Raw genomic sequence first — 12,134 nt, forward strand, 5'->3', positions numbered from 1 at the left:
AGCGCTGCGGATAGCCCTTGCATCAGCAGAGGTGCTTTGGCCTCAAACGTTGTGCCCGTTTTTTCAAAAATATGCGGCTTCTGCGAATACTTCTTTCAGCGGTGAAGGGACATGGCTTTAAACATCGAGCCCGTTTTCTGAACGGATATTGTACTTTTTGCAGATGGCTTTTGTGGTGGAAAAGAGCGGAAGCAACATCGTTGTGCCTGTCTTGATACCAAATGCACGGCATCCGAGCACAGCCTTACAGCTATTCGGCTATGGTCTGACGCTGTGTGCTCTTTTTTAACAGCACGCAATTAAGCTCAATAGCAGGCTGGTGCCGCTTTGGGGGCAGGCTTTTCGCAGCGCTGAACAGAGTGAGGATGCCAGGATAGCCCGCAGGGATGCGGGCGGAAGGCGGGGCGGCACATGGATGTGCCATCCCCGCCGTTCCGTAAGGCAGACGAACGGCGTGAAGGCACCGCGTCAGCGGCGCGAGGACCGCCAGCCCCCAAAGCGACACCAGACAGCGTTATAACAGTAACCTAAAGCGACACCAGACAGCGTTATAACAGTAACCTGAGGCGATACCCGACAGCGTTATAACAGTAAACTGAAGCAGCACCAGATAGCGTCACCACAACAACCCAGGCGACACCAGATGGCATCAACGCAATATTTTCAGGTAGCGTTACTTCTGCAGCTTCTCTTCCAAATCCAGCAACTGCTCTGGCGTCACCGCCGGATAACTCTGTGCATCTTCCGGCACTTCATGCACCGCCGGAATCGGCACCAGCGGGCCGAGGAAACGAGGTTCACGTTTCATCAGATACAAATCGGCTAATGCGCCTAAACGAGCACCAACCTCGCGGAAACGCACCGACAGCATATTTTTTGGAGACGGAACCGCATAACACTGCGCCTGAATTCCCAGATGTTGGGCGATATACAGCGCGCGCTCACAGTGGAAGCGTTGTGTGATGATGATGAAATCATTGGTGTCGAACACTTTGCGGGTGCGTACAATCGAGTCCAGCGTACGGAATCCGGCATAGTCGAGCACGATATCGGCAGGATCGACACCGGCTTTGATCAAATCGCGGCGCATGGTCATCGGTTCGTTATAACTTTGCAGCGCGTTGTCACCACTCAACAGCAGATAATTCACCTTGCCGCTGTTATACGCGTTAAGCGCACCTTGAATGCGATAAAGGTAATACTGATTGATCACGCCGGTGCGGTAATACTTGGCGGTGCCTAAGACCACCCCGACCTGACGATGCGGTAGCGAGGTGACATCTTCATAAATAAACGGGGCAGTTTTCCAGCTGATCCAGCGATCCAGGCCGAGCGCGGTCGCCACCATCAATAAGATGATGAAAAACAGACCAAAGAAAACGCGTTTAATCATGCGCGTAAGCACTCGGTTGGCGGAAAAAAGGATGGCTAAAGGCTACTTGAGGTGGGGGCGCTAAGCAAGTTTACGCCGGTTGGCTGGCGATATTTTAAGCGCAGCCGGTACTGAATTTACCGGCTGCGCTGCCTGCTTAGATAGACGTGCGGCGATAATGACGATACTGCGGCAGCCAGAAGTTGTTGTTAACGGCTTTTGACAGCACGTCTTCTGAGGTCACAACGGCCACGCCAGCCAACTGCGCTGCTTTACCCACTTCCATAGCGATCAGCTTCGAAACGCCCTGAATGTGTTTCAATTCTGGCAGCACTGGACCTTCGCCATCGTTCACCAGCGGTGAGCAGTCAGCCAGGGCGCGGCTGGCGGTCATCAGCATCGAATCGGTGATGCGGGTGGCACCGGCGGCAATCACACCCAAACCAATACCTGGGAAGATATAGGAGTTGTTGCACTGGGCAATCGGGTAGGTTTTACCCTTCCAGGTCACCGGTGCAAATGGGCTGCCAGTCGCGACCAGCGCTTCACCGTCGGTCCAGGAGATGATATCCGCAGGGGTGGCTTCAACGCGTGAGGTTGGGTTTGACAGCGGCATCACGATCGGACGCTTAGTGTGCTTGTGCATCTCGCGGATGATCTCTTCGGTGAACAGACCCGGCTGACCTGACACGCCAATCAGAATGTCTGGCTTCGCGTTGCGCACCACATCCAGCAGTGAAATAGAATCGCTGGTCACATCCCAGTCCTTCAGGTTTTCACTCTTCTGCACCAGTTTGCCCTGGAAATCGAGCAAATTAGGCAGTTTGTCGGTCAACAGACCAAAGCGATCGACCATCATCACGCGGGAACGTGCTTCGTCGTCGCTCAGACCTTCAGATTTCATCTGCGCGATGATCTGCTCAGCGATACCGCAACCGGCGGAACCGGCGCCGAGGAACACCACTTTCTGCTCGCACAGACGGCTGCCCGCTGCACGGCTGGCGGCGATCAGGGTGCCAACGGTAACGGCGGCAGTGCCCTGAATGTCATCGTTAAAGCAGCACACCTCATCGCGATAGCGCTCCAGCAGCGGCATAGCGTTCTTCTGTGCAAAGTCTTCAAACTGCAGCAGCACTTTTGGCCAGCGGCGTTTCACTGCCTGGATAAATTCATCAACGAAGGCTTCGTACTCTTCGCCGGTGATACGCGGATGGCGCCAGCCCATATACAGCGGGTCATTCAGCAACTGCTGATTGTTGGTACCGACATCCAGCACCACGGGCAGGGTATACGCCGGGCTGATCCCGCCACACGCGGTGTACAGCGACAGCTTACCGATTGGGATACCCATACCGCCGATGCCGAGGTCGCCGAGGCCGAGAATACGCTCGCCATCGGTCACCACGATCACTTTCACGTTCTGCTTAGTGGCGTTTTGCAGCATGTCTTCAATGCGATCGCGATTGTTATACGAGATGAAAACACCGCGCGCACGACGATAAATTTCAGAGAAGTGTTCACAGGCCGCGCCGACGGTTGGGGTATAAATAATCGGCATCATCTCTTCCAGATGATTATCCAGCAGGCGGTAGAACAGCGTTTCGTTGGTGTCCTGGATGTTGCGCAGATAGACGTGCTTGTCGTTATTGTTTTTGAAATCCAGGAACTGACGCCAGGCACGCTCGGCCTGCTCTTCGATGGTTTCAACGGCTTCGGGTAACAGGCCATTGAGGTTAAATTCGTTGCGTTCTTCCAGGGTGAAGGCGCTGCCTTTATTCAGCAGCGGAAATTCCAGCAGAATCGGACCCGCGTAAGGAATATACAGCGGACGTTTACTTTCGTAGTCGAGTTCCATGCAGTCTTTGCTCCGGTTGCAGTGTTTTCTGACGTGTCACCGGGAAAAGGTAACGCCAGACCTGTTTCTTGTGAAGTAGTTCTGGCGCCCGATCCTATGAGGATTCTTGCAGATGTACAGCTTTTGTTAATAGAAAGTCACAAAAGCGATGAAAGGATCACTAAACTGATGTTTTCGAAACTAAAGTAAGTGAGAAATCTTCACAGCCCAGTGCCGCCAGCGTAGCGCGCGTGGCATCGCGCTGGCTTAACGTGCTGCCCTCACATTCGACTAAAACTGCCTGTTTAATCGTATCCAGTGCTTCATTACGCATGTTCATCATAATCAGCGCTGCCTGCAATGGCGGCAAACTTGGATTGAAAGCGGTGTTTTCCGCATAGCGCCCGGTGAAGAGGTTACCGCTCTGGCTGCGCAGGGCCACACCACTGTAGCTGTGACTGTAGGGGGCATGACTGTTGTTCGCCGCCTCAATCGCCGCTTGCTGTAAGGCATCACCTTGCGCAGCGAAGCCGTGATGAATCGGTGTCAGCAGACGTTCCGTGATATTCAGATCGGCGGGGCCAAACGCATCCGGCAGATAATCGCCCAAAGTACTCACTGCACGACCTGGCAGACTGATGCGGATCGCCGTGCCGCTGTTAAGCTCGTTCATAAACTGACGGCAGTGGCCGCAAGGCGTGTAATTGACGGTGATGGCATCCAGTTTCTCTTCGCCGTGCAGCCAGGCATGAGTAATGGCGCTTTGCTCCGCATGCACGGTTTGCTGCAGCGGCGCATGTTCGAATTCCATATTGGCACCGAAATACCAGTGACCACTCACTCCGCGTGAAATCGCACCCACATTGAAGTGAGACACCGGTGCCACCGCACAGCAGGCGGCAATCGGCAGCAGTGCCAGCGCCAGGGCATCATCATCCAGCCCCGTTTCCTGCTTCAGGCGCGCCACGTCTTGCGGGCGTAGTACGCCGTCAAAATCAGCTGCATCCAGCAAGGGATGAATCGCAGTTTGCAAGTCAGCGGGCAGGGCGGAGAAAGCAGCAGTAAATCGTGGATGCATGATGTGATGACCTCATTAACGCGTTAGCGGCGATGCGCCGCCTATGGGGTTATATGTGATCTGTGTCGCTATGACAATGTAAGCTGATTGAGTTGTTTCAACTTTGCGAGATCTCTCGCAAGTTTTAGCCCAACCAGTGCATCAGCAGCGGGAAAAGGAAGGGGGCCAGCAGCGATGTGATAATGCCGCAAATCACTAATGCCAAAGAGCTAAATGCTCCTTCCTGATAATCGATCTCTGCCGCGCGCGCCGTGCCTAAGGCATGCGATGCGTTGCCAATCGCCAGGCCGCGTGAAGACTTGCTGTGCACCTTAAACAGATTCAGCAGCATATGGCCGAACACTGCGCCGAGCACGCCGGCAATCAACACACAGATGGCGCTGATGGCGGGAATACCGTGCAGCGAACCGGATACTGCCATGGCAATAGGCGTGGTGACGGATTTCGGCATAATCGTCGCGGCAATTTCTGGCGTAGCTCCCATCCATAGCGCAATAGCAGTGCCGGAGACCATCGCGGTGATGCTGCCAATAAAACAGACGCTGATGATGGTTTTCCAGCGCGCGCGAATCTGATGCATCTGCTCATACAGCGGCAATGCGAGCGCGACCACCGCAGGTTGCAGCAGCTGATTAAGGAAGGTGCTGCCGGCAAAATAGCGGGTATAAGGGATATGGGTGAGCAGCAGGATCGGAATCACAATCGCCATCGCCACCAACAGCGGATTGATGATCGAGATATTGATTTTGGCTGCCAGCTTACGCGCCAGCAGATACGCCACCACGGTGAGCGGCAGTGACCACCAGGCGTCAGTCATGAGGATGCTCCTTCGGGCGCTGCAAACGTTCGGCGCTCAGGCCAACGATTAACAGCACCATAAAGGTACTTACCACGCAGGAGACGACAATCGGTCCAAACTGCGCGCTCAGGATATCGGTATAACCCATCACGCCGACACTGATCGGGACAAACAGCAGCGCCATATAACGTATCAGCAAATGACAGCCCGGTTTCACCCAACCGACCGGCAGGATTTGCAGCGCCAGCAAGGTAAACAGCAGCAGCATGCCGATAATGCTGCCCGGAATGGTAAACGGCAGCAGGGCTGCAATACCGTTTCCGGCATAGAGCGCGGCATAGATAATCACAAAGGCACGCAAATAGTGCCAGCAAGCAGTTAGCACGACAGGCTCCACAACAGAGGGTCGATAAAAAAGCCGCCCTGAAGGCGGCTTGTTCAATTACTTCACCTGCATTCCAGGCTGTGCACCGCTATCAACGGACAACACAAACAGATCTGAACCGCCGGAACCGGCTGACAGCACCATGCCTTCTGAGATGCCGAAACGCATCTTACGCGGTGCCAGGTTAGCGACAATGATGGTCATCTTGCCGACCAGCACTGACGGATCCGGATAGGCCGCGCGAATGCCCGAGAAGATCTGGCGCTTCTCGCCGCCAAGATCCAGTTCCAGACGCAGCAGCTTGTCAGATCCTTCAACCAGCTCGGCTTTCTCGATCAGTGCTACACGCATATCAACTTTAGCGAAATCGTCGATAGTGATGGCTTCGCCAATCGGCGCATCCGCCAGAGGGCCGGTTACTGCTGGCTTGTTCGCCGCAGCTGCATCTTCTTTAGATGCTTCAATCAGGCCTTCAACTTTGGCCATTTCGATACGGCCATACAAGGCTTTGAAAGGCGCCACATCGTGATCCAGCAGCGGCTGTGCAATCGCATCCCAGCTCAGTTCCGTATTAAGGAAGGCTTCGGTACGCGCGCTCAGTGAAGGTAGCACCGGCTTCAGCCAGGTCATCAGAATGCGGAACAGGTTGATACCCATTGAGCAGATCGCTTGCAGGTCAGCATCTCGGCCTTCCTGTTTCGCCACCACCCACGGTGCCTGCTCATCCACATAGCGGTTAGCGATATCCGCCAGCGCCATGATTTCACGAATCGCGCGGTTGTACTCGCGGCTCGCCCAGGCTTCGCCAATCTTCTCTGAGGCATCGACAAAGGTCTGATACAGCGCCGGATCGGCCAGTTCGCTCGCCAGTTTTCCGCCAAAACGCTTAGTGATGAATCCTGCGTTGCGGGACGCGAGGTTCACCACCTTGTTGACGATATCGGCATTCACACGCTGCACGAAATCTTCCAGATTCAGGTCGATGTCGTCGATGCGTGAAGAGAGTTTCGCTGCGTAGTAATAACGCAGGCTGTCCGCATCAAGATGCTGCAGCCAGGTGCTGGCCTTAATGAAGGTGCCGCGTGATTTGGACATCTTCGCGCCGTTCACCGTCACATAACCGTGCACGAACAGGTTGGTCGGCTTGCGGAAGTTGCTGCCTTCCAGCATTGCAGGCCAGAACAGGCTGTGGAAGTAAACGATGTCTTTACCGATGAAGTGATACAGCTCGGTAGAAGAATCTTTTTTCCAGAACTCGTCGAAATCGATGTTACCGCGCTTGTCGCACAGGTTCTTGAAGGAACCCATGTAACCGATTGGCGCATCCAGCCACACGTAGAAGTATTTGCCCGGCGCGCCTGGAATTTCGAAACCGAAATAAGGCGCATCGCGGGAAATATCCCACTGCTGCAAGCCTGATTCGAACCATTCCTGCATTTTGTTCGCCACCTGCTCCTGCAACGCACCTGAACGGGTCCAGGTCTGCAACATCGCGCTGAATGAAGGCAGGTCGAAGAAGAAGTGCTCTGAATCACGCAGTACCGGCGTCGCGCCAGAGACCACGGATTTCGGATCGATCAGTTCGGTTGGGCTGTAGGTCGCGCTGCACACTTCGCAGTTATCGCCGTATTGATCCGGTGACTTACATTTCGGGCAGGTGCCTTTGACAAAACGGTCCGGCAGGAACATGCCTTTTTCCGGATCGTACAGCTGTGAAATGGTACGGTTCTTAATAAAACCGTTCTCTTTCAGACGACCGTAGATCAACTCTGACAGCTCACGGTTTTCATCGCCGTGCGTGGAATGATAGTTGTCGTAGCTGATGTCGAAGCCAGCGAAGTCAGTTTCGTGCTCCTGCTTCATCTCGGCGATCATCTGCTCAGGTGGGATACCGAGTTGCTGGGCTTTCAGCATGATCGGCGTGCCGTGGGCATCGTCTGCGCAGATGAAGTAAACCTGGTTGCCACGCATTCGCTGGTAACGGACCCAAATGTCAGCCTGAATGTGCTCAAGCATGTGACCGAGATGGATTGAACCGTTTGCGTACGGCAGTGCGCACGTTACCAGAATTTTTTTAGCGACTTGAGTCATAGTTTGCGTAGCGTTCCGTGAATAAAAATCGGGCTTAGATGTTACCCGAAGCACCCTCTGGCGTAAACACAACTGGACGGCATCTGATATTATTGAAAGCACATCGCCGATATCTGGCGTGATGAAAACACAAGGAGTTGGGATGACTTCACAATCCCGGGAACATCATTCACCCGAAGCATTGCGCGCGGTAGTTATCGGCGTGCTGAGTGACTTTGAACATCCGACGCTGCATCACAATCTGACGACCTTGAAAGCCCTGCGCCATGTGGCACTGCTGGACGGCAAGCTGCACATCGAACTGGTGATGCCGTTTGCCTGGGCCTCGGCTTTCGAAGAGCTGAAGGCACAAGTCAGCGCCGAACTGCTGCGTCTCACCCATGCTAGCGCCATCGACTGGCGTTTGCGCCACGACATTGCCACGCTGAAGCGCGTGAAAAATCATCCTGGCGCAACAGGTGTGAAGAACATCATTGCGGTGAGTTCCGGTAAAGGCGGCGTGGGCAAATCCAGCACCGCGGTGAACATGGCGCTGGCGCTGATTGCCGAAGGTGCGAAGGTCGGTATTCTCGATGCCGATATTTACGGCCCGTCGATTCCCAATATGCTCGGCACCGAGAGCCAGCGTCCGACCTCGCCGGATGGCACGCATATGGCGCCGATCATGGCGCACGGACTGGCGACCAACTCGATTGGCTACCTGGTCACCGATGAAAATGCCATGGTGTGGCGCGGCCCGATGGCCAGCAAAGCGCTGATGCAGCTGCTCAACGAGACGATGTGGCCGGATCTGGATTACCTGATTCTCGATATGCCACCGGGCACCGGGGATATCCAGTTGACGCTGGCGCAAAACGTCCCGGTGACGGGCGCGCTGGTGGTCACCACGCCACAGGACATCGCCCTGATTGATGCGCGTAAAGGCATTGTGATGTTTGAGAAGGTCAGCGTGCCGGTGTTGGGGGTGGTGGAGAACATGAGCATTCATATTTGCAGCGAATGCGGCCATCATGAGCCGATTTTTGGCACCGGCGGCGCGCAGAAACTGGCGGCGGACTACCACACGCAGCTGCTGGCGCAACTGCCGCTGCATATCAATCTGCGTGAGGATCTGGATGATGGTGAACCAACGGTGATCCGCCGTCCGGACAGCGAATTCACTGCACTGTATCGCCAGTTAGCCGGTCGCGTGGCGGCACAGCTTTACTGGCAGGGCGAAGTGATTCCGGCCGATATCGCCTTCCGCGCGGTTTAACGCTTCACTTTTCCGCTGGCGCGCGCCGTCAGCGGAAAATGCATCAGCACATATTTTCCTTGCTCGCTCTCACCGGTGGCTTCACGCTGCCAGCCATGTTTTAGGTAAAACGCCTGCGCTAACTCATTCAGCATCAGACATTTCAGCACGCCGGTTGAGGTAAAGCGCTTCTGCACCGCCTCCAGCAGGGCGCTACCGACGCCACGGCCCTGAAAGTCGGGGTCGACATACAGGCTGTGCAGGAAGTTGTCATTAGGAAGGATGCCCGCGAACCCGGCACGATGCCCATCGACCAACGCGACTAACACCGTCTCCCCCAAAATCACGCCATCCAGATCTTCCAGTGCCCAATTATCGCCATCCAGCCAGGTCCAGTTGTGACGACGTGCTGCCAGAAACAGTGTGCGCAGAAAAGGGCGGTCGGCTTCCTCAAATAATCGAATGTCCAAGCATGGGCTCCATCATAAACAAGATTAGGTAGCGTGGCGGTCGCTTTAAATGGCGACCCCAGGTAACACTAGCCGACGAAAAAAGATAAAGCCTGTCAAATCATCAGGCTTTCTGTGTAGAATGCCGCGGCAAGCCGCATGGAATCTGGCATCAGCACTTTGATAGCTTTTGATTATCTGATTGATAACGACTGCATATTAGAAGTTGGCCCGGAAAAACTGTAACTTGCATCACATCTTTTAACGGAGGTCACCATGTCCATCATTAATACCAAAATCAAACCATTCAAAAACGCAGCGTTCAAAAACGGCGAATTCATCGACGTAACCGAGAAAGACGTTGAAGGTAAATGGAGTGTATTCTTCTTCTACCCGGCTGACTTCACCTTCGTTTGCCCAACTGAGCTGGGTGACGTGGCAGACCATCACGAAGAACTGCAGAAACTGGGCGTAGACATCTACTCTGTTTCTACCGACACGCACTTTACCCACAAAGCCTGGCACGGTTCTTCCGAAACCATCGCAAAAATCAAATACGCGATGATCGGCGACCCAACTGGCGCACTGACCCGTAACTTCGAAATCATGCGCGAAGACGAAGGTCTGGCGGATCGCGGTACCTTCATTGTTGACCCACAGGGCATCATCCAGGCTATCGAAATCACCGCTGAAGGCATTGGCCGTGACGCATCTGACCTGATCCGCAAAATTAAAGCGGCTCAGTATGTGGCTTCTCACCCAGGTGAAGTTTGCCCAGCTAAATGGAAAGAAGGCGAAGCAACACTGGCTCCATCTCTGGACCTGGTTGGCAAAATCTAAGTCACACCCAGCCATTCGATCTTTCTCAATCGGGTGCTACGGCACCCGATTTTCTTGACAGGAACTCACTATGCTCGATACCAATTTAAAAACACAGCTCAAGGCTTACCTTGAGAAATTAACGAAACCGGTTGAGTTGATTGCCACACTGGATGATGGCGCTAAATCTGCGGAGATTCGTTCTCTATTAGCCGATATCGCGAGCTTGTCAGAAAAAGTCAGCTTCCGTGAAGAGAATGATCGTCCGGTTCGTAAACCCTCTTTCCTGATCACTAACCCAGGCAGCCAGAGCGGCCCACGCTTTGCCGGTTCGCCAATGGGTCACGAATTTACTTCACTGGTGCTGGCCCTGCTGCAGACCGGTGGACACCCTTCGAAAGAGTCGCAGAGTCTGCTGGAGCAAGTGGTTGCTCTGGATACCGACCTGCATTTCGAAACCTATTACTCGTTGTCGTGCCATAACTGTCCTGACGTGGTGCAGGCGCTGAACCTGATGGCGGTGCTGAACCCACGCATCAGCCACACCGCGATTGACGGCGGCATGTTCCAGAACGAAATCACCGAACGTAACGTGATGGGCGTTCCTGCGGTATTCCTGAACGGCAAAGAGTTCGGTCAGGGCCGTCTGAGTCTGGCGGAAATCGTCGGCAAAGTGGACACCAACGCTGAGAAACGTGCAGCAGAAGAGCTGAACAAGCGTGACGCCTATGAAGTGCTGATTGTCGGCAGCGGCCCAGCGGGCGCAGCGGCAGCGATTTACTCGGCACGTAAAGGTATCCGCACAGGCCTGATGGGCGAGCGTTTTGGTGGTCAGGTGCTCGACACCGTAGACATCGAAAACTACATCTCCGTACAGAAAACCGAAGGCGCTAAGCTGGCCGGTTCACTGCGTGCTCACGTTGATGACTACGATGTTGACGTCATCGACACCCAGAGCGCCATTAAGCTGATTCCCGAAGCGAAAGAGGGCGGCTTGCACGCGATTGAGACCGCGTCTGGCGCAGTGCTGAAATCACGCAGCATCATCATTGCCACCGGCGCACGCTGGCGCAACATGGGTGTGCCGGGCGAAGAACAGTATCGCACCAAAGGCGTGACCTACTGCCCACACTGCGATGGCCCGCTGTTCAAAGGCAAGCGCACGGCGGTGATCGGCGGCGGTAACTCCGGCGTTGAAGCGGCTATCGACCTCGCGGGTCTGGTTGAGCACGTGACGCTGCTGGAATTCGCCAGCGAAATGCGCGCCGACAAAGTGCTGCAGGATAAACTGCGCAGCCTGAAAAACGTCGATGTGATTCTGAATGCGCAGACCACTGAAGTGAAAGGCGACGGCAGCAAAGTGACCGGGTTGAGCTACATCGACCGTAACAACCAGACCAGCCACGAGATCGCGCTGAGCGGCATCTTCGTGCAGATTGGTCTGTTGCCGAACACCACCTTCCTGGAAGGCGCGGTAGAACGTAACAAGATGGGCGAAATCATTATCGATGCCAAATGCGAAACCAGCCTGAAAGGCGTGTTCGCAGCGGGTGACTGCACCACGGTGCCGTACAAGCAGATCATCATCGCCAGCGGTGAAGGCGCGAAAGCCTCACTCAGCGCGTTCGATTACCTGATCCGCACCCAACCGGCTGAATAAGTTTTATTGCGATAGCCACGCAGCAGCCCCGTAACGGATGTTACGGGGCTTTTTTTTGCCTGTTTTTCATCCCAACCAACGGCGTGCTTCCGCATCGCTCACGTCGCGGTAATAAACTTTATGCAAACGTTCGCCGCAACTTCTACATCGAGCTTCAACATGGGTGGAAAAATAGTGGCGACCGGAAGGGCAAATAGCGCCTTTGCGCGAAATACGAATGTCGTGCCATTTATGGGCGTGCGGAATAAAGCTGAATAATTTTGAGATCATTATCGATTCCGGAATTGGATAGGCTGTGACTCTGTTCAAGTCCGGAGGGGGATTAGGCCTTGCTACGCCTGGCAGGGCGTTGATGTGCATCAATGAATGCGAAGGCGCGTGTTGATTAGTCGATTTTTCAGTGATTAGAATAA

The 12,134-nt window shown here is 54.5% G+C and carries 11 protein-coding genes; 3 read left to right on the forward strand and 8 right to left on the reverse strand.

What is annotated here, in order from left to right; all coding sequences use genetic code 11:
• Positions 1-673 precede the first annotated feature (673 nt).
• From sanA to metG, 6 genes are all read right to left on the reverse strand, one after another.
• A complete protein-coding gene (gene sanA / locus FD737_RS10845) occupies positions 674-1,393 on the reverse strand; it encodes an outer membrane permeability protein SanA (RefSeq protein ID WP_034824903.1) in 720 nt (239 codons plus the stop codon).
• A 136-nt stretch (positions 1,394-1,529) separates the two neighbouring features.
• A complete protein-coding gene (locus FD737_RS10850; RefSeq protein ID WP_160833484.1) occupies positions 1,530-3,227 on the reverse strand; it encodes an NAD-dependent malic enzyme in 1,698 nt (565 codons plus the stop codon).
• Positions 3,228-3,387: 160 nt separating this feature from the next.
• A complete protein-coding gene (cdd, locus tag FD737_RS10855) occupies positions 3,388-4,284 on the reverse strand; it encodes a cytidine deaminase (protein WP_160833485.1) in 897 nt (298 codons plus the stop codon).
• Between the two features lie 124 nt (positions 4,285-4,408).
• On the reverse strand, positions 4,409-5,101 hold the full coding sequence (locus FD737_RS10860; RefSeq protein WP_097116618.1) for a CidB/LrgB family autolysis modulator: 693 nt from the start codon (positions 5,099-5,101) through the stop codon (positions 4,409-4,411).
• The gene (locus FD737_RS10865) at positions 5,094-5,468 is read right to left on the reverse strand and encodes a CidA/LrgA family protein (protein ID WP_097116619.1); all 375 of its coding nucleotides are present in this window, start codon (positions 5,466-5,468) and stop codon (positions 5,094-5,096) included. Before FD737_RS10865 ends, FD737_RS10860 begins: the two co-directional genes overlap by 8 nt.
• Before the next feature lie 57 nt (positions 5,469-5,525).
• Positions 5,526-7,613, reverse strand: coding sequence for a methionine--tRNA ligase (metG, locus tag FD737_RS10870; RefSeq protein WP_283215549.1), 2,088 nt, complete (start codon positions 7,611-7,613; stop codon positions 5,526-5,528).
• 88 nt (positions 7,614-7,701) lie between these two features.
• On the opposite strand from metG, the gene apbC reads away from it, so the two are divergent.
• Positions 7,702-8,814: an iron-sulfur cluster carrier protein ApbC gene (gene apbC / locus FD737_RS10875; protein WP_097116621.1), complete on the forward strand. Its 1,113-nt coding sequence runs from the start codon at positions 7,702-7,704 to the stop codon at positions 8,812-8,814.
• Here the strand turns inward: apbC and FD737_RS10880 are convergent.
• Positions 8,811-9,263 (reverse strand): GNAT family N-acetyltransferase, encoded by a 453-nt coding sequence (locus tag FD737_RS10880; protein WP_160833487.1) that lies wholly within the window; start codon positions 9,261-9,263, stop codon positions 8,811-8,813. The genes apbC and FD737_RS10880 overlap by 4 nt on opposite strands.
• A gap of 255 nt (positions 9,264-9,518) precedes the next feature.
• Here FD737_RS10880 and ahpC point away from each other — a divergent pair, with 255 nt between their 5' ends.
• Together ahpC and ahpF are read left to right on the forward strand one after the other, a co-directional pair.
• Positions 9,519-10,082: an alkyl hydroperoxide reductase subunit C gene (ahpC, locus tag FD737_RS10885; RefSeq protein WP_034824884.1), complete on the forward strand. Its 564-nt coding sequence runs from the start codon at positions 9,519-9,521 to the stop codon at positions 10,080-10,082.
• A 70-nt stretch (positions 10,083-10,152) separates the two neighbouring features.
• The gene (ahpF, locus tag FD737_RS10890) at positions 10,153-11,721 is read left to right on the forward strand and encodes an alkyl hydroperoxide reductase subunit F (protein ID WP_160833488.1); all 1,569 of its coding nucleotides are present in this window, start codon (positions 10,153-10,155) and stop codon (positions 11,719-11,721) included.
• A gap of 66 nt (positions 11,722-11,787) precedes the next feature.
• Here ahpF and FD737_RS10895 read toward each other — a convergent pair whose 3' ends face one another.
• The gene (locus FD737_RS10895) at positions 11,788-11,991 is read right to left on the reverse strand and encodes a hypothetical protein (protein ID WP_160833489.1); all 204 of its coding nucleotides are present in this window, start codon (positions 11,989-11,991) and stop codon (positions 11,788-11,790) included.
• Positions 11,992-12,134 lie beyond the last annotated feature (143 nt).

It is taken from the genome of Pantoea sp. Seng (genome assembly GCF_009829935.1).
GTDB lineage: Bacteria > Pseudomonadota > Gammaproteobacteria > Enterobacterales > Enterobacteriaceae > Pantoea > Pantoea communis.

Bases quoted from the DNA above. Each gene is read 5' to 3' on its own strand.
- FD737_RS10860 (WP_097116618.1), bottom strand. From the start codon at position 5,101: ATGACTGACGCCTGGTGGTCACTGCCGCTCACCGTGGTGGCGTATCTG.
- ahpC (WP_034824884.1), top strand. From the start codon at position 9,519: ATGTCCATCATTAATACCAAAATCAAACCATTCAAAAACGCAGCGTTC.
- FD737_RS10895 (WP_160833489.1), bottom strand. From the start codon at position 11,991: ATGATCTCAAAATTATTCAGCTTTATTCCGCACGCCCATAAATGGCAC.
- sanA (WP_034824903.1), bottom strand. From the start codon at position 1,393: ATGATTAAACGCGTTTTCTTTGGTCTGTTTTTCATCATCTTATTGATG.
- FD737_RS10850 (WP_160833484.1), bottom strand. From the start codon at position 3,227: ATGGAACTCGACTACGAAAGTAAACGTCCGCTGTATATTCCTTACGCG.
- apbC (WP_097116621.1), top strand. From the start codon at position 7,702: ATGACTTCACAATCCCGGGAACATCATTCACCCGAAGCATTGCGCGCG.
- cdd (WP_160833485.1), bottom strand. From the start codon at position 4,284: ATGCATCCACGATTTACTGCTGCTTTCTCCGCCCTGCCCGCTGACTTG.
- ahpF (WP_160833488.1), top strand. From the start codon at position 10,153: ATGCTCGATACCAATTTAAAAACACAGCTCAAGGCTTACCTTGAGAAA.